We start from the raw sequence: 23,298 nt of genomic DNA on the forward strand, positions 1-23,298 counted from the left end.
CGCGCCCCCTCACATCTGGGACATTTTCCTATGCGCAAGAAGAAGCTGCTCGCCGCCGCCATGCTGGCCGCGGCCGCCCTCACCCTGTCCGCCTGCGGCAGCGGTGACGACAGCAAGAAGCCCGTCGCGGACGTCTCCGCCGAGTCGAACGGCGACAAGGCCGCGACCATCCTCGACAAGCCCTTCGAGAAGCCGGACCTCGTCCTCAAGGACACCCACGGCAAGAAGTACGACCTGCGTGCGCAGACCAAGGGCAAGCCGACGCTCATCTACTTCGGCTACACCAACTGCCCCGACGTCTGCCCCCTGACGATGAGCAACATCGCCGTCGCCAAGAAGCAGCTGCCCAAGGCCGAACAGGACAAGCTCCAGGTCGTCTTCGTGACCACCGACCCCAAGCGCGACACCCCCGCGGCCCTCGGCAAGTGGCTCAAGTCCCAGGACACCGACTTCATCGGCCTGACCGGCGACTTCGACACCATCCAGGGCAGTGCCCGCACCCTCGGCATCAGCATCGAGCCCTCCAAGAAGGAGAAGGGCAAGATCGTCTCGATGCACGGCACCCAGGTCATCGCGTTCTCGCCGAAGACCGACGCCGGGTACGTCCTGTACGGCGAGGACACCACCGTGGACGACTACACCAAGGACCTCCCCAAGATCATCAAGGGAGCGACTCCGTGAACCACCGCCCTCTCCTGAGCGGGGCCGTCGCGCTGGCAGCGGGGCTCGCGCTAGCGGGCTGCTCGGACTCGTCGTCCGGCGACAAGGCAGCCGACAAGGCAGCCGACAAGCCCGAACTCAAGGTCGCCGGCGCCTTCATGCCCGAGCCCGCCATGGACACCATGGCCTCCGGGTTCTTCACCGTCACGAACAAGGGCGGCGACGACAAGCTCACCTCGGTGACCAGCTCCATCGCCCAGCAGATCACGCTGCACAGCACCAAGAACAACGCCATGAAGGAGCAGAAGTCGTTCGACGTGCCCGCGAACGGCGAGCTCGACTTCGCGCGGGGTGGCAACCACCTCATGTTCGAGGAGCTCAAGCACAAGCCGAAGCAGGGCGACAAGGTCGCGGTGACGCTGCACTTCGAGAAGTCGGACCCGATCGAGGTTGAGGTTCCGGTGAAGGCCGCCACGTACAACCCCAAGCCAGGCAAGCACGCGTCGCACTGAGGGACTGATTGTTGATGCAGACCATCGCTCCCCGCTGTGGAGCTCGCTCCGGGGCCGCCGCCCGCTTCGGGACACCCCCCGGCGTCGGACGGCTCCTGCTCGTCGTCGCCGTCCTTCTCGGCGCCCTGCTGGGCACGGCGGCGCCGGCCTCCGCCCATGCCGCGCTGACGGGCAGCGACCCCAAGCAGGGGGCGGTGGTCGACAAGGCGCCCTCCACCGTGTCGCTGACCTTCTCCGAGAAGGTCGCCATGTCCGACGGTTCCGTACGGGTGCTCGACCCGCACGGCAAGCGTGTGGACACCGGCAAGGCCAGTGACCTCGGGTCCAACACCTACGGCGTGAAGCTGCACAAGGGGCTGCCGGACGGCACCTTCACCGTGGCCTACCAAGTCGTCTCCGCCGACAGCCACCCCATCTCCGGGGCCTACACCTTCTCCGTCGGCGCGCCGTCCGACACGAAGGTCGCGCTGCCGGACCAGGAGGTGGGCGGCGGATTCGTCGGCGGGCTCTACGGCTTCGCGCGCTACCTCGCATACGCCGGGTTCATCCTCGTCGTCGGCGGGGCGGCCTTCGTGCTCGGCTGCTGGCCGCGCGGCGCCGGGGTGCGGCCCGTGCAGCGCCTCGTGGTGTCCGGCTGGGTCACGCTCGCCGCGTCGACCCTCGTGCTGCTGCTCCTTCGTGCCCCTTACACCGGGTCGGGGAAGCTCGCCGACGCCTTCGACATGGGCAAGCTCGGCGACGTACTTCAAACGAAGACGGGCGCCGCCCTGGTCTCACGGCTGCTCCTGCTCGCCGCGGCAGCGCTCTTCATCGCGGTGCTCTTCGGTGCGTACGAGAAGCGAACCGACCCCAAGGAGCGCAAGGACCTCACCTTCGGGCTCGCGATAGGCGGCGGCGTCGTCGCCATCGGGCTCGGCGCGACCTGGGCCATGGCCGAGCACGCGTCGACCGGCATCCAGGCGGGGCTCGCGATGCCCGTGGACGTCGTGCACCTGCTCGCCGTCGCCACCTGGCTCGGCGGACTCGCGGCGCTTGTCGTGGCCCTCTACTTCGCGCCTTCAGTAGAAGCCGGTGCGGTACGACGCTTCTCGCGCGTGGCGCTCTGCAGCGTGACCGCCCTGGCCGCGACCGGGCTCTACCAGTCGTGGCGGCAGGTCGGCTCGTGGTCGGCGCTCACCGGTACGTCGTACGGGCAACTGCTCCTCGTCAAGGTCGGCCTGGTCGTCGTCCTCGTCGGCATCGCCTGGACCTCACGGCGCTGGACGGCGCGGATCGCGGGCCAGGCGGGCGGGATGGCGCCGGAGGCCGCCGCGGCGGAAGTGATCGAGGACCGCGCGCAGAAGCGGGCGGAGAAGCTCGCGAAGCGAGTGGAGAAGAAGCCGGTGACGGTGCCCGCCGGGGGCGCGGAAGCGGGCTCCAAGCGCTCCGCCGAACTCTCCCGCCAGCAGGCCGCCATGACCACCGCCCGCGAGAAGCGGGTCCGCGACGCCGACCCGAACCGCTCCGGTCTGCGCCGCTCCGTGCTCGCCGAAGCGGGAGTCGCCGTCGTCCTGCTCGCCGTCACCACGGTCCTCACCTCCACCGAACCCGGGCGCACCGAGGAGGAAGCGGCGGCTTCCAAGACCGCTGCCGCGGCCGCTCAGCGCTCCGGCCCCCTCATCCTCAAGATCCCCTTCGACACGGGCTCTGCCGACGGCAAGGGCACCGTGCGGCTCGACCTGGACCCGGGCCGCACCGGCAGCAACGACATGCACCTCTACGTGAAGCGGCCCAACGGCAGTGCCTTCGACCTCCCCGAGGTGAAGGTCTCCTTCACTCTCAAGTCGAAGGATGTCGGACCGCTGCCTGTCGCTCCCGACCACATCACCACCGGACACTGGAGCGCGAGCGGGGTACAGATCCCGATGGCGGGCAACTGGAAGATCGCGGTGACCGTGCGCACCTCCGACATCGACCAAGTGACCGTGAACAAGAACGCGCAGATCGGCTGAACAACCATGACGGAGAGCGGGATCTCAAGGCGGCGGCTGCTCGGCACCGCCGGCGCGACCGGCCTGGCGCTCGGCGCGGCGGGTGGCGCGGCCGGCTATGCGGCGGCGCCCGCGGACACCTCGTCCTCGTCGCCTGCGGCGTCTCTGACGTCCCTCGGCGCTGACGCGGTCATGTTTCACGGGAAACATCAGCCCGGCATCACCACGCCCGTCCAGTCCCGCGGCCATCTGATCGCCTTCGACCTGGCGGCGGGCGCGGGCCGCAAGGAGGCGGCGGCCCTGCTGCGCCGCTGGTCGGCGACGGCCGAGCGGCTGATGGCGGGGAAGGCCGCCGCGGGCGAGGACACGGATGTCGCGCGGGACGCGGGGCCGTCGTCCCTGACCGTCACCTTCGGCTTCGGGCACAGCTTCTTCTCTCGCACCGGCCTGGAGAAGCAGCGCCCTGGGGCGCTCGATCCACTGCCGGACTTCTCCTCCGACCACCTCGACAAGGCGCGCAGCGACGGCGACCTATGGGCGCAGATTGGCGCGAACGACCCGCTCGTCGCCTTCCACGCGCTGCGCGCCATCCAGAAGGAGGCCGGTGACGCGGCGCGGGTGCGCTGGCAGATGAACGGCTTCAACCGCTCGCCAGGCGCGACCGCGCACCCGATGACGACACGCAATCTGATGGGCCAGATCGACGGCACGAACAACCCGAAGCCTTCGGACGACGACTTCGACCGACGGATCTATGTGCCCGCCACAGGAGCCGCAGGAGCCACGAGAGACCCGTCGTGGATGGCAGGCGGCTCCTACGTAGTCGTACGCCGTATCCGGATGCTCCTCGACGACTGGGAGAAGCTCGGCCTGGAGCACCAGGAGGCGGTCATCGGGCGGCACAAGTCCGACGGCTCACCGCTGACCGGTGGCACGGAGGCGACCGAGCCGAAGCTGGAGAAGGCGGGCGCGGACGGCAAGTACGTCATCGCGCTCAACGCCCACGCCCGCATCACACGGCCCGACCAGAACGGCGGCTCCGCGATGCTGCGCCGCCCGTTCTCGTACCACGACGGCTTCGACAAGGGCGGCGAGCCGGACGCGGGGCTGCTCTTCGTCTGCTGGCAGGCGGACCCGCTTCGCGGCTTCGTGCCGGTGCAGCGCAAGCTCGACCGAGGGGACGCGCTGTCGGAGTTCATCCGGCACGAGGCGAGCGGGCTCTTCGCCGTGCCGGGCGGGGCCGCGAAGGGCGAGTACGTGGGGCAGCGGCTGCTGGAGGGGTGAGCCCTGGCCTCTTCGTACGTGAGGCGCCTGCTTACGTGGGGCGGGTGCCGCCTGCTTACGTGGGGCGGGTGCCGCCTGCTTACGTGGGGCGGGTGCCGCCTGCTTACGTGGGGCGGGTGCCGCCTGATGAGACGCGTGAGCCATGCCACGTACGGGCCATTAGGGTGACGGTATGTCGGCGATGCGCTACACCTATCTCGGCCCCGAGGGCACCTTCACCGAGGCCGCCCTTCGTACGCTCCCGGAAGCGGCCACCCGGGAGCTCGTCCCGATGGTGTCCGTCCCGGCGGCGCTTGACGCGGTCCGGAGCGGTGACGCGGCGGCGGCGCTTGTGCCGATCGAGAACTCGGTCGAGGGCGGCGTGACGACCACCGTCGACGAGCTCGCCAAGGGCGCGCCCTTGATGATCTACCGCGAGGTCGTCCTGCCGATCGCCTTCGCGCTGCTCGTGCGGCCCGGCACGCAGATCAAGGACATCAAGACGGTGACCGGCCACCCCGTGGCCCAGCCCCAGGTCCGCAACTGGCTCGCCGCGAACCTCCCGGACGCCCTGTGGGAGTCGGCGGCCTCGAACGCGGACGGCGCGCGCCTGGTCCAGGAGGGACGCTTCGACGCCGCCTTCGCGGGCGAATTCGCGGCGGCGACGTACGGCCTCGAACCGCTGGTCAGCGAGATCCACGACGCGGCGACCGCCGAGACCCGCTTCGTCCTGGTCGGCCGCCCGGCCCGCCCCGCGGCGCCGACCGGGGCGGACAAGACCTCGGTGGTCATCTGGCTCGGCGACGACCACCCGGGCGCCCTGCTCGAACTGCTCCAGGAGTTCGCCGTGCGCGGGGTCAACCTGATGCGGATCGAATCGCGGCCCACCGGCCAGCGCATCGGCAACTACTGCTTCTCTGTGGACGCCGAGGGGCACATCACGGACCGCCGTGTGGGCGAGGCACTGATGGGCCTCAAGCGGATCTGTCCGCAGGTGCGCTTCCTCGGCTCGTACCCGCGGGCCGGGGTCGGTCCCGGTGACCTCCGGCCGCTGCGGCCCGGGACGACCGACGGCGAGTTCCTGGCGGCATCGGACTGGCTGACGCAGTGCCAGGACGGCCGGTTCTGAAGCGCCGGGGCGGCGGCTCCTGAGCGGTCTTACCTGCTGATTTACGTTATCCACAAAGTTATCCACAGGGCGGGTTCTCGACCTGGGGACAAGTCGACAACGAAGCGCGACATGGTCGACAAATCGGCCTACAACCCACAAGTCCGTCCACAGTCGCGCACGTCACCCCTCGTCCACTCTTTTCCATTGATCAACTCTTTGGAGCGAACCATTTCCACTCGAAAGTGGGTGTCGAGGTGGTTTGGGACAGGAATCCTTCGTCACACATGCGGCTTTCGGAATGATCACTTCCGGCATCCACAGATCTTTCGCACAGCCTGTGGATAACTTTTCTGAGGTATCCATTCCTGTGGACAACCGGGGCTCCAAGTTGCCCTCCCCACAAGGGGATCGAGTCAAGGAGGCGAGTCCCCTCTGCCCCTTTTCGGGGAATGAAGCCCTTTTCATTGACCCAGAACGCTGGAGTCCAGGGCGAGTGGAACTACCTGCGCGACCCGACCGCGACGACGGCGTGATGATGGCCCGGCAGTAATGCGTCATCGCGCAATCAGTGCACAGCCAGCGCGCGGCCAGTGCACAGCCGGCCCGCATTTTCAGGAATTCACATTCCGGCAAATAGGGCATAACGCTACAGAATGGAATACCGGGTCGTGGGCCGGAACCGCTCAACGGTAGCCTGGTGGGGTGATTGACCTTCGCCTGCTCCGTGAGGACCCCGACCGTGTTCGCGCCTCCCAGCGCGCCCGTGGAGAGGACGTCGCGCTAGTCGACGCCCTGCTCTCCGCCGACGAGCGGCGCAGGTCGTCCGGGCTCCGCTTCGACGAGCTCCGTTCCGAGCAGAAGTCGCTCGGCAAGCTCATTCCCAAGGCCTCCGGTGACGAGAAGGCCGAGCTCCTGAAGAAGGCCGGGGAGCTCTCCGCCGCCGTCAAGGCTGCCAACGCCGCCCAGGACGAGGCCGACGAGGAGACCAAGCGTCTTCTTCTGCAGCTGGGCAACCTCGTCCACCCCGACGTCCCGGTCGGCGGCGAGGAGGACTTCGTCGTCCTCGACACCATCGGCACCCCGCGCGACTTCGCGGCCGAGGGCTTCGAGCCCAAGGACCACCTGGAGCTCGGCGAGGCGCTCGGCGCCATCGACGTCGAGCGCGGCGCGAAGGTCTCCGGATCGCGCTTCTACTACCTGACGGGTGTCGGCGCGCTGCTCGAGCTCGCCCTGGTGAACGCGGCGATCGCGCAGGCGACGGAGGCCGGGTTCATCCCGATGCTGACGCCCGCCCTGGTCCGCCCGCGCGCCATGGAGGGCACGGGCTTCCTCGGCCAGGCCGCCGAGAACGTGTACCACCTGGAGAAGGACGACTACTACCTGGTCGGCACCTCCGAGGTCGCGCTCGCCGGTTACCACATGGACGAGATCATCGACGCCGACAAGCTGCCCCTCCGGTACGCGGGCTTCTCGCCCTGCTTCCGCCGCGAGGCCGGCACGTACGGCAAGGACACCCGCGGCATCTTCCGCGTGCACCAGTTCGACAAGGTCGAGATGTTCTCGTACGTCGACCCGGCGGACGCGGAGAACGAGCACCAGCGGCTCCTGGAGTGGGAGAAGCAGTGGCTGACCGGCCTCGGCCTGCCGTTCCAGGTGATCGACGTGGCCACAGGTGACCTGGGCTCCTCGGCTTCGCGGAAGTTCGACTGCGAGGCGTGGATCCCGACGCAGGGCAAGTACCGCGAGCTGACCTCCGCGTCGAACTGCGACGGTTTCCAGGCCCGCCGCCTGTCGATCCGGATGCGCGACAACAGCGACGGCAAGAAGGTCATGCAGCCGCTCTCGACGCTGAACGGCACGCTCTGCGCCGTCCCACGCACGATCGTCGCCCTCCTGGAGAATCACCAGCAGGCCGACGGCTCCGTGTGGGTGCCCGAGGTGCTGCGTCCGTACCTGGGGGGACGAGAGATCCTGGAGCCCATCAACAAGTGAGCCACCCTGCTCCCGCCGCCCCGTCCTTCCCGTACAAGCTCGTCGCGACCGACCTCGACGGAACGCTGCTGCGCTCCGACGACACGGTCTCGGCGCGTACGCGCGACGCGCTCACCGCGGCCACCGCGGCGGGCGCCGCGCACATCATCGTCACCGGCCGTGCCGTGCCCTGGACCCGGCACATCCTCGACGACCTGGGCTATGACGGCCTGGCGGTGTGCGGGCAGGGTGCGCAGGTCTACCACGCGGGCGAACACCGCCTGCTGACCTCCGTCACGCTCGACCGGCAGCTGGCGGGCATCGCCCTCGCCAAGATAGAGGCGGAGATCGGCCCGCTGGCGCTGGCCGCGAGCCGTGACGGCATCGACGGCGAAGTGATCGTGGGCCCCGGTTACGCGGTCCAGGACGGCCCGCTGCCCGCCGTCCCGTTCACCGATGTCGCCGAGCTGTGGGCGGCCCCGCTGAACAAGGTGTACGTCCAGCACCCCGGCCTGAGCGACGACGCGCTGGCCGCGGTGGCGCGTGAGGTGGCCGGGGGTCTGGTCGGCGTGACGATGGCCGGCGAGGGCATCGTCGAACTGCTCCCCCTCGGCCTCTCCAAGGCCACGGGCCTGTCCCTCGCGGCCCGCCGCCTTGGCGCGAAGGCCGCGGACACGATCGCCTTCGGCGACATGCCCAACGACATCCCGATGTTCGGCTGGGCAGCACATGGAGTGGCCATGGCCAACGCCCACGACGAACTCAAGGCGGTGGCGGACGAGGTGACGGACTCCAACGAGGAGGACGGCATCGCGGCGGTGCTTGAGCGGTTGCTGGGGTAAATCAGCCCGTCCGGCGTTTGGGGACGAACTCGGCGAAGCCGGTGACAGACGGCGCGCACCCGGTGCCGGGCCACCGAAGTCGGCGGCTCAAGCCCAGTGCAACGCCTCGCGGAGGATGCGCGGATCGAACGCGCGCGGGATTTCCGGTCCCGACGACGGCTTAGCAAGCCGCTGCCTTACCACTCGGCCAATCCTCCGGGTGGGCGGCCCGCGCAGCGAAGTGCGCGCTCGAAGCAGCCGCCCCGGGCAACTCCCCCGTGGGCGGGGCTCTCGGAGTGAGTAACTACTCCGAAGCCTGCCGCGGGCTGCCCTGCTGGGAACTCGACGGACTACTGAAGGACACGTCGGCTCCTCTCCCAGTAGGCGGGCGCCAGGGTCGTGGCGCGGTGACACAACTACTGTGCCCGCGCCCGCCAGTCGCCCGCCACTGAATTACTTCCTATTCCTCCCCGGCCAGCGTCAGCGACCGCAGCTTCTGCCCCGCGTACCAGGTGGCGAGGATCGTGACGCCGACCAGCAGCACGGTGGCGACCGGCAGCCCGACGTCCGAGGTGACCAGGTCGCCGCCCGCGGTCTTCTGGGCGACGGCGAGCGACCACTGCTGGACGCTGAGCGTGCGCGCCCCGGAGACCAGCGACCCGAAGAGCGCCTCCCACACGAGGGCGTAGACGAGCCCGAAGACCACGGCGTGCCGGGTGATCGTGCCGAGGAGCAGGAAGATCGCGGCGTACGCGATGGAGGCGACCAGGGCGGCGATGGTGTACGCCACCGCGATCTGCTGGCCGTTGCCGTTCAGGATCATGCCCGCGATGAACGTCGGGATCGCGGAGAACGCCATGGTCACGGCGATGGCGACGGTGAGCTTGGTGATGATGATCGTGGGCCGCTTGACCGGCTTGGAGAGGAGATAGACCACGGAGCCGTCGTCGATCTCGGGGCCGATGGCGCCGGTGCCCGCGATGACGCCGATGATCGGCACCATCGTGGCGAGCGCGAAGCCGCCGAGGAGGTCGACGGCGACCTGATCGTCGGCGCCGCTGAATCCGCGGACCGCGGCGGAGATGACGATCAGCAGGACGGGCAGGGCGCAGAGGATCAGAGCCCGGCGGCGGCCGAGCAGGGCCCGGTAGGTGAGCCGGGCGACAGTGGGGTCGTACACAATGGCTCCCTTCAGGCCGCGACGAGGTAGGAGAAGACCGACTCGAGGGACTCGTCCGAGGGCGAGACCGTGAGGAGTCGGATGTCGTGCTCGCGGGCGATGCGTGGCAACAGGGCGGTGAATCGCCCGAAGTCGATGGCTTGGATGCGCAACGCGCCTTCCTTGAGGTCGACTTCGATTCCGGCCGTCGACGGGTCAGCGATCAGTGCCGCGGCCAGTGCGCGGTCGTCGCTGGAGCGGATCAGGTAGCGGTGCGGGCGGTCGGTCATCAGGCGGCGGATCTTGCGGAAGTCACCGCTCGCGGCGTGCCGTCCGGCCACGATCACCTCGATGTGCGAGGCCAGTTGCTCGACCTCTTCGAGGATGTGCGAGGAGAACAGGACCGTACGGCCCTCGTCTCCCATACGCCGCAGCAGGTCCATCAGCTGCATGCGCTGGCGGGGGTCCATCCCGTTGAACGGCTCGTCGAGCAGGAGCACCGACGGCTCGTGGACGAGGGCGGACGCCATCTTCACGCGCTGGCGCATACCCTTGCTGTACGTCGAGATCTTGCGGTCCTGCGCGTACTCCATCTCGACCGTGGCGAGGGCCTTGTGCGCGGCACGCTCGTCCAGGCCGTGCAACTCGGCGTTGGCGACGACGAATTCGCGTCCGGTGAGGAAGTCGTACATCCCCTCACGCTCGGGGACGATGCCGATGTCCTTGTAGATCTGTTCGTTGCGCCAGATCGGCTTGGCGTCGAGGGTGACGCTGCCGGTAGAGGGGGCGAGGAAGCCGCCCATCATGTTAATGAGGGTGGACTTCCCGGCGCCGTTCGGGCCGAGGAGGCCGGTCACACCCGGGCCGACGTTCATCGTGATGTCGTTGACCGCCACCACGTTCCCGAACCAGCGTGAGGTGTGGTCGATGTTGATGGTCGTCACAGCCCGACCTTTCGGTAGCGGCGCATCAGTGCGCCATAGCAGCCCGCGATGAGGGCGAGGACGACGATCACGTAGACCACGCCCGTGCCGGACGAGGGGCCTTCCCCTCCGGGGAAGGCGGAGGTCGCGCCGAGGAAGGCGGTCTGTACGCCGTCGATGAGCGTGATCGGTGAGAAGAGACCGAGCCAGGCGATGGCGTCGGTGCTGCCCTGTTCGTAGGCGATGGCCTGGACCGTGGACACCGCTCCGTAGCTGATGGTCAGTACGGCGATGACGGCGGCGATTCCGAAGCCGCGGCGCGGTGTGATCGCCGAGACGATGAGGGCGATGCCGGAGAAGAGCAGCGAGAGGAGCGCCACGGAGACGAGTCCCTGTGCGAACCCCTTCGTCTGATCCGCGAAGTCGAGCTTGGCGAGCAGCGCCCCTACGTAGAGCACGAGCAGCGGCGCGGCCGTGAGGGCGAAGAGGGCCGAGGCCATGGCGGCAAACTTCGCGCGTACATAGTCGCTGCGCTCGATGGGACGGGAGAAGTAGAGCGGGACGGTCTTGAAGCGCAGATCGCGCGAGACCGTCTGGGGGGCCTGGGCGGCGAGGTAGAGACTGATGACGGCCTGCAGCACAATCGCGTAGCGGGTGTAGTCGAGCGGAAGGTCGTTCGCCTTGGTGGTCACGGCGACGGCCACCATGATCGCGGCGGGTACGCACATGACCGCGAAGAGGATCATGGGCAGGACCTTGGACTTGGCCGAGCGGCCCAGGCCGTACGCCCCGCGCAGGCTCTGTGAGAAGAGCGAGCGGCGGGCGTAGGAACGGCCCAGGCGCGGTCCGTCGTAGTTGCGATACCCGATGTTGTGGATCTGGGTCTGTTCGCCGGCGTGTGCCGGGGTCTGCTCAACCGCCATGACGGACCGCCTCCTTCCGGGCTTCCTGATCGGACTGCTCGGGCTGTCCGGATCGCTCGGTCTGCTCTGTCTGCTCGCTCTGCTCGGACTGGAAGACCTCTGCGATGTGGTGCCTGCGCTGTTCCATCCGGACCAGGCCGAGGCCGAGGTCCGCGACGAGGTCGCGCACCAGGTCGTACGTCTCGTCGCCGGTCGCTTCGAACAGCACGGTGTGCCCGGCGCCCGGCAGGCCGCTTCCCTCGTGGGTGGAGACCCCACGCCCCTGCAGCGCCTCGCGGAACGCCTTCGTGCCGTCGGGGTGCTCATCGGTGTCCGTCACTTCGACGGCCAGTGTGGTGGTGGTCTGGGTGAAGTCGGTGGTCGAGCTGGACCTCAGGAGCTTGCCGCCGTCGATGACGACGACGTGGTCACAGGTGCGCTCCAGCTCGCCGAGCAGATGCGAGGTGACCAGGACGGAGATGCCGAAGTCCGTGTGGACGCGGCGGATCAGGCCCAGCATCTCGTCACGGCCCACGGGGTCGAGGCCATTGGTCGGCTCGTCGAGGAAGACCAGGTCAGGGTCGTGGACCAGGGCCTGGGCGAGCTTCACACGCTGCTTCATACCCGTCGAGTAGCCACCGATGGGGCGGTAGCGCTCCTCGTACAGACCGACGTGCCGCAGGGTGTCCGCGGTGCGCTCGCGGGCCGCCGTGGGCGGCAGGCCCGACATGCGCGCCATATGGACGACGAACTCGGTGGCCGACACATCGGGTGGCAGGCAGTCGTGCTCCGGCATGTACCCGACGCGCTCACGGATCTGGCCGCCGCTGGTGGCGACATCGAGGCCGAGCACCGCGGCGGTGCCCTCCGTGGCGGGGGACAGACCCAGCAGGATCTTGATCAGTGTGGACTTGCCGGCTCCATTGGCTCCGACGAGTCCGGTTACACCGGGCCCGATATCCATGGAGAGCCGGTCAAGCGCGGTAACCCTCGGGAACCGCTTGCTCAGGCTTTCGGTCGCGATCACAGTCACATTTCGAAGGTAGTGGCGCAGGCCACATCAAGCGTCAGACCAGGGTGCTGTCCTCGCCTCACTCTCCGGTATTACGGGCCCGTAAGGGTCGTCCTGAGGTCGCCCCCTGGGGGATACCCCTCGGTCTACCCCGGAGTCCGGCCCGGCTCGTGCACAGCTATTGACGTAGCCGCTGAGCATTGTCACATTCATCAGTGTCAAGTTACGGACGCGTACTGCGATGGAACGGACACGGACGGACGGTGGCATGACCTCAGCAGTTGCAGGCGAACTCTCCGCGGAACTGCGGGGGTTCAGGGAAGTCCAGACCCTCGCGTATGAATGCGCGGAGGCGGTCGCGGCGCAGCTCAAGCCGGGTGTGACCGAGCGCGAGGCGGCGCGGATGCAGCGTGAGTGGCTGCGTGAGCGGGGTGTGCGGGACTGGTTCCACCTGCCCTTCGCCTGGTTCGGGGACCGCACGGCGTTCGTGAACTTCCGGATACCGCTGCAGTTCTTCCCCACCCACCGCAGGCTGGAGCCGGGGATGCCCTTCATCCTCGACATGGCCCCGGTCTACAAGGGCTACACCGCGGATATCGGATACTCGGGCTGCCTCGGCCTCAATCCCGTGCACGACAAGCTGCTCTCCGACCTGGAGGCGCACCGCGAGCTGCTCCTGCGCGAAGTGCGTGAGCGCCGCCCGTTGCGCGAGATATATGAGGACGTGGACCGGCTCATGGTCCGCCAGGGCTATGCCAACCGCCATCGCGCGTATCCCTTCGGCGTCATCGCGCACAAGATCGACCGGGTCAAGGAGCGCCGCCTGTCGCCGAATGTCTTCGGCTTCGGCACGCAGGCCTTGAAGGGCCTGGCTAGTGACGCGATCCATGGCCACCGGGACGGCTGGTCCCCGCTGTGGTCGCCGTACAAATTCTCCGACCACCCGCCCCAGAAGGGGCTGTGGGCGGTCGAACCGCACCTCGGTTTCAGAGGTACGGGCGCAAAGTTCGAGGAGATCCTGGTCGTCACCGACTCCAAGGACCCCGAGCAGAGCGCGTTCTGGCTTGATGACGATCTGCCGCATGTGCGGCGCTGGGCTGAGGAGAGGGCCGCCGCATGACCACGGGAGGAATCACCGACGGAATCAAGGACGCCCGCGAGCGCTGGGTGCGTACGGGCGGAGTCGAGCTGTGCGTCGCCGAGCTCGGCGACCCGACGCAGCCCACGGTGCTGCTCGTGCACGGCTATCCGGACTCCAAGGAGGTGTGGTCGGACGTCGCCGAGCGCCTCGCCGACCGCTTCCATGTCGTCCTCTACGACGTGCGCGGCCACGGCAGGTCGACGGCTCCGAAGCCGCTGCGCGGCGGCTTCACGCTGGAGAAGCTGACCGATGACTTCGTGGCTGTCGCCGACGCGGTGAGCCCGGACAAACCGGTGCACCTGGTCGGCCACGACTGGGGTTCGGTGCAGGCCTGGGAGTTCGTCACGGTCAAGCGCACCGAGGGGCGCATCGCGTCCTTCACCTCGATGTCGGGGCCCTCGCTCGATCACTTCGGGCACTGGATCAAGAAGCGGATGACCCGGCCCACACCGCGCAAGGTCGGCCAGCTGCTCGGCCAGGGCGCCAAGTCCTGGTACGTGTACATGCTGCACACGCCGGTGCTCCCCGAGCTCGCCTGGCGTGGCCCTCTCGGCAAGCAGTGGCCGAAGATCCTCCAGCGCATGGAGAAGGTGCCCGCGGGCGACTACCCGACGTCCTCGCTGCCGTCGGACGCCGCGCACGGAGCATGGCTCTACCGCGACAACATCCGCGCCCGGCTGCGCAAGCCACGCGCCGATGCCTACGCGCACGCGCCCGTGCAGCTCATCACGCCGTCCGGCGACAGCTTTCTGTCGGAACGGCTCTATGACGAACTCGAGCTGTGGGCTCCGCAGTTGGTGCGGCGCAGCATCCCTGCCAAGCACTGGGTGCCCCGCACCCGTCCTGACCAGCTGTCCGCGTGGATCACCGAGTTCGTCACGACCAATGAGGACGGTATGCCCGCCAACGACAGTGTGGCCACGGGGAAGCACGCCGATCGATTCGGCGGCCAGCTGGTGCTCGTGACGGGTGCGGGCAGCGGTATCGGCCGGGCCACCGCCTTCGCGTTCGCCGAGGCGGGCGCGCGCGTCGTGGCCGTCGACCGGGACGCGGAGAGCGCGGCGCGCACGGCGGAGATGTCCCGTCTGATCGGCTCCCCCGGGGCCTGGGGCGAGACGGTCGACGTCACCGACGAGCAGGCCATGGAGAAGCTCGCCGAGAAGGTCGCCAGGGAGTACGGCATCGTCGATGTCCTGGTGAACAACGCGGGGATAGGCCTCTCCGGCTCGTTCCTCGACACGAGTGCCGAGGACTGGAAGAAGGTCCTCGACGTCAATCTGTGGGGCGTGATCCACGGCTGCCGGCTCTTCGGCAAGCAGATGGCGGAGCGCGGCCAGGGCGGCCACATCGTCAACACCGCGTCCGCGGCGGCGTATCAGCCCTCCAAGGCCCTGCCCGCCTACAGCACGTCCAAGGCGGCGGTCCTGATGCTCAGCGAGTGCCTGCGCGCGGAGCTGGCGGGCCAGGGCATCGGAGTTTCCGCGATATGCCCGGGATTCGTGAACACGAACATCACGGCGACCACGCACTTCGCCGGGGTCGACGCCGAGGAGGAGAAGCGCCGCCAGAAGAAGACCTCGCGCCTCTACGGCCTGCGGAACTACCCGCCGGAGAAGGTCGCCGACGCGATCCTGCGTGCCGTCGTCAAGAACCAGGCCGTGGTCCCGGTCACCCCGGAGGCCCGTGGCGCCCACCTCATGTCCCGCTTCACGCCCAGGGCCCTGCGTGCGATAGCCCGATTGGAGCCGCCGCTGTGAGCACGGAGAAGAGAACCGACACGAACACCGAGGAGCACTACACGATCGTTCCGCGCCGGGTCTCGTTCGACTGGGAAGAGACCCCGCTGCACTGGATACCGGACGAACCCACCGCCACCCACGTCATCAACGTGCTGCATCTGTTGCTTCCGGCGGGGGAGCGGTGGTTCGTGAAGGTCTTCAAGGAAGGCCTGCCTCTGGTCACCGATCCGGTGCTGCTCAAGGACGTCAAAGGGTTCATGGGCCAGGAGGCCACGCACAGCGTGCAGCACGCGCATGTGCTCGACCACCTGGCGGCGCAGCGGCTCGACACCGCCGCGTTCACCAAGTACGTCGACTTCCTCTTCGAGAAACTGCTCGGTGAGAAGCCGCCGTTGGGTGCCCCGATACCGACGCAGGAGTGGCTGCGCTTCCGCCTCGCGGTCGTCGCGGCGATCGAGCAGTTCACGGCGGTCCTGGGGAACTGGGTGCTGCACGCCGAGGGCCTCGACCACGCGGACGCCGACGAGGTCATGCTCGACCTGCTGCGCTGGCACGGCGCGGAGGAGGTCGAGCACCGCTCGGTCGCCTTCGACATGTACCAGCACTGCGGTGGCGAGGGCCTGCCCCGCTACACCCGCCGTATCGCGGGCATGGCGGTCACGGCGCCCATGATGCTCTACCTGTGGGTGTGGGGCACCGCCTATCTGATGCGCCGGGACCCGGAACTCGCCGGGCGCCTGCGCTACTCACTGGCGGAGCACAACAAGGCGGTCAGGAAGGGCCTGCTGCCCACCTGGCGGGAGCTGGGTACGGCCATACCCCGCTACCTGCGGCGGTCGTACCATCCCTCGCAGGAAGGCTCGCTGCGCAAGGCCGTCGAGTATCTGGCGGAGTCACCCGCGGCACGGGCCGCGGCCGCCGCGATCGGCCGGGCAGCCATCGCCTAGCACGAGGTTTACGGAGGGCGGGGAGCGTGGACGAGCAGTCGGGCGCCGGGCAGGGGCCGGTGGACGGGCAGGGGCCGGTGGACGGGCAGGGGCTGGTGGAGTACCACGAGGCCGAGCACAGGCCGGTGGAGTACCGCATCGAGGACCTGGCGCATCACAGCGGGGCCACGGTCCGTACGATCCGCGCCTACCAGGACCGCGGGCTGCTCCCCCGTCCCGAGCGGCGCGGCCGCGCCAATGTGTACGGCGACGCGCATCTGTCCCGGTTGAGTCAGATAGCCGATCTGCTCGACCGGGGCTACACCCTGGCCTCCATCAAGGAGCTCCTAGAGGCCTGGGACGCGGGCAGGGGGCTCGGCGGTGTGCTGGGTCTCGCCGCGGAGGTCGACGGTCCGTGGACGGACGAGAAGGCCGATCGGATGACCCGGGCTGAGCTGGACGCGGCGTTCGGCGGCGACCCGGACGAGGCGGCGGTCGCCGACGCGATCGCGCTCGGTGTACTCGAACCCGTGCCGGGCCGTGACGACGAATTCCTGGTGCCGAGCCCTCAAGAGCTGGCCGTCGCCGTGGAGTTGTACGCCGCAGGAGTTCCGCTGTCCGCGATCTCGGGCCACCTGAGGGAGTTGAGGGGGCAGGTCGAGCACATAGCCGCCCGTTTCCTGGAGTTCACGACCGAGCATGTCTTCGCGCGCTACCTCGACCATCATCCGCCGAGCGAGGCGGACGCGGCAGAGGCGGCCGCGCTCATCCGGCGCCTCCGACCGCTCGCCCAGCAGTCCGTCGACGCCGAACTGGCCCGCGCCATGCGCCTGTTCGCCACCCGGCACCTCCAGGACCACCTCACATCGGGGCGACCTGTCCAACGTACGCAGGAGCCGCTCCCCGTCTCCCTGCCGGCCGCCACAATGCACGCCGTGGAGGGGCTGGTTGGGCGTGCGAACGCCACCGCGTTCATCGCAGCCGCCACTGAACGTGAGGTACAGGCCCGGACATTGGACTCACTTGCCTCAACTCATGGCAATAATGGATTTATTGACCAAATCACGTAAACGGCATGGGCGTTGTCCACAGAATCGCCAATTCCCCTGTGGATAACTGGACTTGGCTGTGGATCAAACCTGTGGACGAAAATCGGCGGATGAAAAGTCGGTGGACGAAAATCAAGTGCGGGGAGAACGGAACGACGCGAGGCTGAATGGATGAATAGAGAACCCCCCTCCAGCGACGCGGCTGCCGAGCGGCGCACCGTGAAGGTGTCGAAATACCTTTCCAGGCACCTGCGCCATCAGCCCGAGAGGATCGGGATCACGCTCGACGAGAGCGGCTGGGTGCGGATCGATACCCTCATCGCCGCAGCGACAGCGCACGGTTTCCGCTTCACCCGTGCCGAGCTGGAGCACGTGGTGACCGCCAACGACAAACAGCGTTTCGCCGTCGCGGAAGGCCGGATCCGCGCCAGCCAGGGGCATTCCGTGGACGTGGACCTGAAACTGCCTCCGGCGACCCCGCCCGCGTATCTCTTCCACGGCACAGTGGCCCGCAATGCCGCCGCGATCCGTACCGAAGGCCTGCGGCCCATGAACCGACATGCCGTGCACCTCTCGCCCGACCGCGAGACCGCCACCCGCGTCGGCGCCCGCCGCGGACGGCCCGTCGTGCTCTCCGTCGACGCGGGAGCGATGCACCGCGACGGGCATGTCTTCCAGGTCAGCGCGAACGGTGTCTGGCTCACCGCCGCCGTCCCCGCCGACTACATCCGCTTCCCGAACCGCCACTGACCAGGCATGATCGATAGGCATGGAGCACCTGCACAGCACCGAGGCCGCTCTCGCCGTTCTCCGTGAGATCGCGCACGAGTACGAGCGGGAGATCGAGATCTCGCACGACATCGGCGCCGACCAGACCTCGCGCCGGAGCTCCGCGGGCATCGGCGTGACCACGGATCCCGACGGATCGCTGCCCCACGAGGCCTTCGTGGAATTCGGCGGGCTGCCCCGCCTCTCGGTGCGGCTGTACCCCGACGACGATGCGCTGATCACCGTCGAGGGCGTCGAGTGCCCGGATGTCCCACGGGACCGGGTACCCGCCTTCCTGCGGTCCGTCTTCAGCGGCCTCGCCTACGTGAAGGGGCGGCGCTTCCCGCCCGGCTACCACCTGATCGTGCCGATGCCGGGTGACGCGACGCACAAGGAGTACATCCCCATGGTCGTCCTCACTCCCTGGCTGAGCAGCAGGTTCAGGTAGGGGCCGGGCAGAGCGGGGCATACGCTCGGATACATGAGTTTGCGTCTGAGCACCGTGATCCTTCCTGTCCGCCGCTGGCACGAGGGTGGCAAGGAGCGCTGGCAGCGGGCCGAGCAGCTGGGATTCCACACCGCGTACACCTACGACCACCTCTCGTGGCGGACCTTCCGCGACGGGCCGTGGTTCGGCGCGGTGCCGACCCTCACCGCCGCCGCGGCAGCCACCGACCACCTGCGCCTGGGCACGCTCGTCACCTCGCCGAACTTCCGGCACCCGGTGACACTCGCCAAGGACCTGATCACGCTGGACGACGTGTCCGACGGCCGGATCACCCTCGGCATCGGCGCCGGCGGCAACGGCTTCGATGCCACCGCGCTGCTCAGGACCGGCGAGGAGCCCTGGACCCCGCGCGAACGGGCCGACCACTTCGGCGAGTTCCTTCCGCTGCTCGACCGCCTTCTTACAGAAGACGTCGTTTCGCACGACGGTGAGTACTACTCGGCGTCCGAGGTACGGAACATCCCTGGCTGTGTACAGCGCCCCCGGCTGCCCTTCGCGGTCGCCGCCACCGGGCCGCGCGGCCTGAAGCTCGCCGCGCGCCACGGGCAGGCGTGGGTGACGACGGGCGACCCCAAGCTCTTCGAGAACGGCACTCCGGAGCAGTCACTTCAAGCCATCCGCGGGCAGGCCGAGAAGCTCGCCACCGCCTGCGATTCCATCGGCCGCGATGTCGCCGAGCTCGACAAGGTCCTGCTCACCGGTTTCACCCCGGACCGCCCCCTGGACTCCTTCGACGCCTTCGTGGACTTCGCCGGCAACCACGCTGAGCTGGGCTTCAACGAGATCGTGCTGCACTGGCCGCTCGCGGGGACGGGCTTCGCGGCGGACGAGAAGGTCTTCGAGCGGATCGCCACGGAGGCCCTGGCGCAGCTGGGAGACGCCACAACAGGCGCGTAAATGCACTCAAATGTGCGCCCCCGCGCACGCCCGTGCACCCAGATGCGGGACAATCGGTGGCGTGACCTCAGCTACCCCACGGCCCAAGCCCCCGGCCGTCTCCGTCCGCCACCGGCCCAAGGCCCGGCTGATCGCCACGGACCTGGACGGCACCCTGCTGCGTGACGACAAGACCGTGTCGGACCGCACCGTCGCCGCACTCGCCGCCGCCGAGGAGGCCGGGATCGAAGTCTTCTTCGTGACCGGCCGACCGGCTCGCTGGATGGACGTCGTCAGCGACCACGTCCACGGCCACGGCCTCGCCATCTGCGGCAACGGCGCCGCCGTGGTCGATCTGCACGGCGGCGCCGACGGCCATCGCTTCGTCAAACTGCGGGAGCTGCGGCGCGCGGCCGCGCTCGATGTCGTGCACCTCCTGCGGGCCGCCGCACCGGGCACGTCCTTCGCGGTCGAGCGGTCCGGTGGGCTGCACCACGAACCGACGTACCCGCCCCTGCACTTGGAGCCCGGTGAGAGCGTGGCACTCGCGGAGAAGCTCCTCGCCGAGGACTCCGACGTCGCGGACCAGCCCATCCTGAAGGTCCTCGCCTACCACCCCGAGCTCGCGCCCGACGACTTCCTCGTCGTGGCCCGCGCGGCCGTGCTCGACCGGGCCGAGATCACTCGTTCAAGCCCGAGCGCGCTGCTCGAGATCAGCGGCCCCGGCGTCTCCAAGGCCAGCACCCTGGAGCTGTGCTGCGCCGAGCGCGGCATCACACCCGCGGAGGTCGTCGCCTTCGGGGACATGCCGAACGACATCGAGATGCTCACCTGGGCAGGCACTTCGTACGCGATGGGCAACGCGCACCCGGACGTGCTCGCCGCCGCTTCGGGGTGCACGGTCGCCAACAACGAGGACGGCGTCGCGGTCGTCATCGAGCAGATCCTGAGCGAGCAGCAGGGGCGGTAGGCCCTCAGCAGGCCCCGCCGCCACGAGAGCACGAGAACGCGGGAGCGCAGGAGCACAGGACCGCAGGAGCGCAGGACCGCTAGAGCGGCACTCCCCGCTCCTCCAGCCACTTCCTGGGGTCCACCCCGGACCCCAGATCCGGCGTGAGCCGCACCTCGAAGTGCAGGTGCGGCCCCGTCGAGTTGCCGGTCGTGCCCACCTGCCCGATCCACTGCCCGGGACGCACCCGCTCACCCTGGTCGACGGTGACGGCGGCCAGATGCGCGTACTGCGTGTAGTAGCCGCCCTCGTGCGACACCACGACCTCGATTCCGAAGCCGCCGCCGCACGACACGCTCACCACCCGGCCCGCCCCGACCGCCCGTACGGGCGCCCCGATGCCGACCGCGAAGTCCTGCCCGGTGTGCCGATGCGACCAGTGCGCGCCAGCACTGTCGAAGCCCGCCGACAGTGCGTAGGTCTCCACGGGCGTCACCCACGCGCGCGTGGAGGCCGTTTTCGGCTGATCCAGGCGTACGGCGCCACGGCACTGCCCGGCCGCGACCGACCGGTCGGCCTCGCCTTGCAGGGTCCACTGCGCCGACGCCAGCTTGCTCGCGATCCCGCGCTTCAGCTTCGCGAGGCCCGCGTTGCGACGGTCGAGGCTGTCCTTGGCCCTGTCCGCCGTGCGCTTGGCGGTGGCGAGCCTGGCGGCGGCCCGCTGGGTCTTGGTGATGGCGTTGTTGACGGCGAGGTCCGCCTGCCACAACAGCCGCTGACCGCGCATCAGTTCTTCTGGGCTTTCGGCGAACAGCAGTTGGGCGGTCTGGGGAAGGCCGCCGCCGGTTCGGTACTGGGCACTGGCCATTCGGCCGAGGTCATCGTGCAGCACTTCGACCGCTTGCCGCTCCTTCGTAAGGAGTCGGTCCAGTTTCCGGACCTTCGTCCGTTGCGCCTTGGCCGCGCGTCGGCCCGCTTCGTAGTGTGCGGTCGCCACGGACGCCTCTTCGTAGAGCCGCGCCACGTCACGGCTGACGTCCGGTCCTTCGGAGGCGCGGGAGGGCGTAGGGCAGAGGAGCGCGCACAGCAGTACCGACACGATGACGAGCGGGTGGGTACCGCGGTGGCTCAGGCGCATGTCACGGATCGTTTCCCTGCCGCCGTCGCCGGGTCCTGCGCAACTCGTACACCTGGGGCAGCCGGTGCCCCGAACAGCCCACTGCCGTACGGCCGAACAGGGCCCCAGAACTCAGAAGCCGGTTCAGAACGGCGCCTGCCACACCACCGCCGTACCGCCGCCGCCCTCCCCGATGCCAGGGCCGTACCAACTGTCCCCGCCGAGTGACTCCGCACGCCTCTTGAGGTTCTTCAGGCCGCTGCGCCGCCCGCCCTCCGCGATGCCGACGCCGTCGTCCGAGACCGTCAGGCGTACGCCCTGTTGCCCGTCAGGCAGGATCACGGTCGCGTCGACGACGACGTCGATGCGATCGGACCGCGCGTGCCGGAACGCGTTGGACAGCGCCTCGCGCAGCGCCGCGATGAGGTTCTTGCCGGAGAGCTCGCCGACCACCGCGTCGACGGGGCCCACGAAGTGGTGCGTGGGCTTGAAGCCGAGCGGCACGGCGGCCATGTTGATCTCGCGCAGCACGCGCGTGCGCAGCCCCGACGGAGCCTCGGCAGGCCCCTGCTGCAAGGCGAAGATCGCCGTCCGGATCTCCTGGATCGTCACGTCGAGCTCGTCGACGGCCTTGCCCACACCGATCTGCACCTCGGGCACGACGGACCTGCGCTGGGCGCTCTCCAGCATCATCCCGGTGGCGAACAGGCGCTGGATGACGAGGTCGTGCAGGTCCCGTGCGATCCGGTCTCGGTCCTCGTACACCGCGAGCCGCTCGCGGTCGCGCTGCGCCTCGGCCATCATCAGCGCGAGCGCGGCCTGCGAGGCGAACTGCGTGGCGAGGGTCCGCTCGGTCTCGCTGAACGGGCGTGCCCCACGCGCGCGTGGCGTGACGAGCGTCCCCACGACGCGACCGTCGCTCTGCAACGGCAGCATCATGGCGGGGCCGTAGCCGCGGGCGAGGTCGGTCATGATGCGCGGGTCCGTGGCCGCGTCGTCGAGGAACACGGAGTCCCCGGCGAGGAGATCGCTGACGATCCGGCTCTCCGCGGGGATGATCACGCCGAGCGCCCCGGTGGGTTCGTCCGAGGAAACGGCGACGATCTCCATGCCGCCCTCATCGTCGGGCAGGAGCACGATCCCGGCGGCCGAGTCGGCGAGGTGACGGGCCTGTTCGGCGACGACGGCGAGTGCCTCCTCCGCGTCGCTGCCCGAGAGCAACGCCGTGGTGACCGCGACGGAACCGTCGATCCAGCGCTCGCGCTGCGTGGCGGCTTCGTAGAGACGTGCGTTGCCGATGGCGATGCCCGCCTCCGTGGCGAGCACGCGGACCATGTGCATGTCGTAGTCGTTGAATTCGGCGCCGCCCCGCTTCTCGGTCAGATAGAGGTTGCCGAAGATCTCTCCCTGTACGCGGATGGGGACACCGAGGAATGTCCGCATCGGCGGGTGATGCGCCGGGAAGCCGCACGAGCGGGGGTCAACCGAGAGGTCCGCGAGGCGCAGGGTCTCCGGCCGGTGGATGAGGGCGCCGAGCAACCCCTTGTGGCCGTCCGGCAGATGCCCGATCCGCTCCGCGGTCTCCTCGTCGATGCCGAAGTAGACGAAGTCGGAGAGCCCTTTGCCGTCTTCGGAGACGACGCCGATCGCCGCGTAGTGGGCGTCCGCGAGCTCGGCCGCCGTCTCACAGATGCGGTCCAGCGTGGTGTGCAGTTCGAGCCCGGCGCCTACGGAGCGCATCGCCTCGAGGAGCTGCGGCACGCGCGCGGTCAGCTCGGGGGAGAGCCCTTGCAGGCTGCGGGTCGCCTTCTTCGCCGCCTCGATCGGGCCCGGTGTGCCGTCGGGTTGCGGTGAGGCGGCGGAGGAGGCTGAAGGGGCTGACATGCCTTGAGAGTAGTTAGTCCTATTTAGCGAGGAAAGT

General features: G+C 69.0%; 21 protein-coding genes and 1 tRNA gene. 15 read left to right on the forward strand and 7 right to left on the reverse strand.

Annotation, left to right across the window (positions count from 1 at the left end; all coding sequences use genetic code 11):
- The first annotated feature begins 30 nt into the window (after nt 1-30).
- The 7 genes from ACGFSB_RS08765 to ACGFSB_RS08795 all read left to right on the forward strand — a co-directional run bounded on the left by ACGFSB_RS08765 (nt 31) and on the right by ACGFSB_RS08795 (nt 8,329).
- Nucleotides 31-681 (forward strand): SCO family protein, encoded by a 651-nt coding sequence (locus ACGFSB_RS08765; protein ID WP_393396205.1) that lies wholly within the window; start codon nt 31-33, stop codon nt 679-681.
- Nucleotides 678-1,172 carry a copper chaperone PCu(A)C gene (locus ACGFSB_RS08770; protein WP_393396207.1) on the forward strand — a complete coding sequence of 165 codons (495 nt, stop codon included), beginning with the start codon at nt 678-680 and terminating at the stop codon, nt 1,170-1,172. Before ACGFSB_RS08765 ends, ACGFSB_RS08770 begins: the two co-directional genes overlap by 4 nt.
- Before the next feature lie 14 nt (nt 1,173-1,186).
- Nucleotides 1,187-3,163 carry a copper resistance CopC/CopD family protein gene (locus tag ACGFSB_RS08775; protein WP_393396209.1) on the forward strand — a complete coding sequence of 659 codons (1,977 nt, stop codon included), beginning with the start codon at nt 1,187-1,189 and terminating at the stop codon, nt 3,161-3,163.
- A gap of 6 nt (nt 3,164-3,169) precedes the next feature.
- Nucleotides 3,170-4,426: an iron uptake transporter deferrochelatase/peroxidase subunit gene (efeB, locus tag ACGFSB_RS08780; protein WP_393396211.1), complete on the forward strand. Its 1,257-nt coding sequence runs from the start codon at nt 3,170-3,172 to the stop codon at nt 4,424-4,426.
- A 172-nt stretch (nt 4,427-4,598) separates the two neighbouring features.
- Nucleotides 4,599-5,534, forward strand: coding sequence for a prephenate dehydratase (pheA, locus tag ACGFSB_RS08785; protein WP_393396213.1), 936 nt, complete (start codon nt 4,599-4,601; stop codon nt 5,532-5,534).
- Between the two features lie 684 nt (nt 5,535-6,218).
- A complete protein-coding gene (serS, locus tag ACGFSB_RS08790; protein WP_393396215.1) occupies nt 6,219-7,508 on the forward strand; it encodes a serine--tRNA ligase in 1,290 nt (429 codons plus the stop codon).
- Nucleotides 7,505-8,329, forward strand: a complete 825-nt coding sequence (locus tag ACGFSB_RS08795; RefSeq protein ID WP_393396217.1) for an HAD family hydrolase — start codon at nt 7,505-7,507, stop codon at nt 8,327-8,329. The genes serS and ACGFSB_RS08795 overlap by 4 nt, the downstream gene beginning before the upstream one ends.
- 109 nt (nt 8,330-8,438) lie before the next feature.
- Here the strand turns inward: ACGFSB_RS08795 and ACGFSB_RS08800 are convergent.
- The 5 genes from ACGFSB_RS08800 to ACGFSB_RS08820 form a co-directional block, all read right to left on the reverse strand.
- Nucleotides 8,439-8,526, reverse strand: a tRNA-Ser gene (locus ACGFSB_RS08800).
- Between the two features lie 242 nt (nt 8,527-8,768).
- Entirely contained in the window at nt 8,769-9,488 is a 720-nt protein-coding gene (locus ACGFSB_RS08805; protein WP_393396219.1) for an ABC transporter permease, read from the reverse strand.
- A gap of 11 nt (nt 9,489-9,499) precedes the next feature.
- Nucleotides 9,500-10,411 (reverse strand): ABC transporter ATP-binding protein, encoded by a 912-nt coding sequence (locus ACGFSB_RS08810; RefSeq protein WP_393396221.1) that lies wholly within the window; start codon nt 10,409-10,411, stop codon nt 9,500-9,502.
- Nucleotides 10,408-11,313, reverse strand: a complete 906-nt coding sequence (locus ACGFSB_RS08815; RefSeq protein ID WP_393396223.1) for an ABC transporter permease — start codon at nt 11,311-11,313, stop codon at nt 10,408-10,410. Before ACGFSB_RS08815 ends, ACGFSB_RS08810 begins: the two co-directional genes overlap by 4 nt.
- Entirely contained in the window at nt 11,303-12,319 is a 1,017-nt protein-coding gene (locus ACGFSB_RS08820) for an ABC transporter ATP-binding protein (RefSeq protein ID WP_393397014.1), read from the reverse strand. Before ACGFSB_RS08820 ends, ACGFSB_RS08815 begins: the two co-directional genes overlap by 11 nt.
- 253 nt (nt 12,320-12,572) lie before the next feature.
- On the opposite strand from ACGFSB_RS08820, the gene ACGFSB_RS08825 reads away from it, so the two are divergent.
- The 8 genes from ACGFSB_RS08825 (at nt 12,573) to ACGFSB_RS08860 (ending at nt 20,281) form a co-directional block, all read left to right on the forward strand.
- A complete protein-coding gene (locus ACGFSB_RS08825; protein WP_393396225.1) occupies nt 12,573-13,424 on the forward strand; it encodes a M24 family metallopeptidase in 852 nt (283 codons plus the stop codon).
- Complete coding sequence (locus ACGFSB_RS08830) at nt 13,421-15,202, forward strand: SDR family oxidoreductase (protein ID WP_393396227.1); 1,782 nt, start codon at nt 13,421-13,423, stop codon at nt 15,200-15,202. The genes ACGFSB_RS08825 and ACGFSB_RS08830 overlap by 4 nt, the downstream gene beginning before the upstream one ends.
- Nucleotides 15,199-16,131 carry a metal-dependent hydrolase gene (locus tag ACGFSB_RS08835; protein ID WP_393396228.1) on the forward strand — a complete coding sequence of 311 codons (933 nt, stop codon included), beginning with the start codon at nt 15,199-15,201 and terminating at the stop codon, nt 16,129-16,131. The genes ACGFSB_RS08830 and ACGFSB_RS08835 overlap by 4 nt, the downstream gene beginning before the upstream one ends.
- A 95-nt stretch (nt 16,132-16,226) precedes the next feature.
- Complete coding sequence (locus tag ACGFSB_RS08840; RefSeq protein WP_393397016.1) at nt 16,227-17,180, forward strand: MerR family transcriptional regulator; 954 nt, start codon at nt 16,227-16,229, stop codon at nt 17,178-17,180.
- 150 nt (nt 17,181-17,330) lie between these two features.
- On the forward strand, nt 17,331-17,909 hold the full coding sequence (locus ACGFSB_RS08845) for an RNA 2'-phosphotransferase (RefSeq protein ID WP_393396230.1): 579 nt from the start codon (nt 17,331-17,333) through the stop codon (nt 17,907-17,909).
- Between the two features lie 19 nt (nt 17,910-17,928).
- Nucleotides 17,929-18,375, forward strand: a complete 447-nt coding sequence (locus tag ACGFSB_RS08850) for a hypothetical protein (protein WP_393396232.1) — start codon at nt 17,929-17,931, stop codon at nt 18,373-18,375.
- Between the two features lie 33 nt (nt 18,376-18,408).
- A complete protein-coding gene (locus tag ACGFSB_RS08855) occupies nt 18,409-19,332 on the forward strand; it encodes an LLM class flavin-dependent oxidoreductase (protein WP_393396233.1) in 924 nt (307 codons plus the stop codon).
- A 61-nt stretch (nt 19,333-19,393) separates the two neighbouring features.
- On the forward strand, nt 19,394-20,281 hold the full coding sequence (locus ACGFSB_RS08860; RefSeq protein ID WP_393396235.1) for a Cof-type HAD-IIB family hydrolase: 888 nt from the start codon (nt 19,394-19,396) through the stop codon (nt 20,279-20,281).
- Between the two features lie 79 nt (nt 20,282-20,360).
- Here the strand turns inward: ACGFSB_RS08860 and ACGFSB_RS08865 are convergent, their stop codons facing one another.
- Nucleotides 20,361-21,398: a M23 family metallopeptidase gene (locus ACGFSB_RS08865; RefSeq protein ID WP_393396237.1), complete on the reverse strand. Its 1,038-nt coding sequence runs from the start codon at nt 21,396-21,398 to the stop codon at nt 20,361-20,363.
- Nucleotides 21,399-21,521: 123 nt separating this feature from the next.
- On the reverse strand, nt 21,522-23,261 hold the full coding sequence (locus tag ACGFSB_RS08870) for a GAF domain-containing sensor histidine kinase (RefSeq protein ID WP_393396239.1): 1,740 nt from the start codon (nt 23,259-23,261) through the stop codon (nt 21,522-21,524).
- Between the last annotated feature and the right edge of the window lie 37 nt (nt 23,262-23,298).

Origin of the sequence: Streptomyces sp. NPDC048441, from assembly GCF_043200235.1 — a bacterium.
In the GTDB taxonomy this organism is placed as follows: Bacteria; Actinomycetota; Actinomycetes; order Streptomycetales; family Streptomycetaceae; genus Streptomyces.

Excerpts from the sequence above, each read along its gene's own strand:
- ACGFSB_RS08765 (WP_393396205.1), top strand. The coding sequence starts at position 31 with ATGCGCAAGAAGAAGCTGCTCGCCGCCGCCATGCTGGCCGCGGCCGCC.
- ACGFSB_RS08775 (WP_393396209.1), top strand. The coding sequence starts at position 1,187 with ATGCAGACCATCGCTCCCCGCTGTGGAGCTCGCTCCGGGGCCGCCGCC.
- efeB (WP_393396211.1), top strand. The coding sequence starts at position 3,170 with ATGACGGAGAGCGGGATCTCAAGGCGGCGGCTGCTCGGCACCGCCGGC.
- pheA (WP_393396213.1), top strand. The coding sequence starts at position 4,599 with ATGTCGGCGATGCGCTACACCTATCTCGGCCCCGAGGGCACCTTCACC.
- ACGFSB_RS08815 (WP_393396223.1), bottom strand. The coding sequence starts at position 11,313 with ATGGCGGTTGAGCAGACCCCGGCACACGCCGGCGAACAGACCCAGATC.
- ACGFSB_RS08825 (WP_393396225.1), top strand. The coding sequence starts at position 12,573 with ATGACCTCAGCAGTTGCAGGCGAACTCTCCGCGGAACTGCGGGGGTTC.
- ACGFSB_RS08830 (WP_393396227.1), top strand. The coding sequence starts at position 13,421 with ATGACCACGGGAGGAATCACCGACGGAATCAAGGACGCCCGCGAGCGC.
- ACGFSB_RS08845 (WP_393396230.1), top strand. The coding sequence starts at position 17,331 with ATGAATAGAGAACCCCCCTCCAGCGACGCGGCTGCCGAGCGGCGCACC.
- ACGFSB_RS08850 (WP_393396232.1), top strand. The coding sequence starts at position 17,929 with ATGGAGCACCTGCACAGCACCGAGGCCGCTCTCGCCGTTCTCCGTGAG.
- ACGFSB_RS08855 (WP_393396233.1), top strand. The coding sequence starts at position 18,409 with ATGAGTTTGCGTCTGAGCACCGTGATCCTTCCTGTCCGCCGCTGGCAC.
- ACGFSB_RS08865 (WP_393396237.1), bottom strand. The coding sequence starts at position 21,398 with ATGCGCCTGAGCCACCGCGGTACCCACCCGCTCGTCATCGTGTCGGTA.
- ACGFSB_RS08870 (WP_393396239.1), bottom strand. The coding sequence starts at position 23,261 with ATGTCAGCCCCTTCAGCCTCCTCCGCCGCCTCACCGCAACCCGACGGC.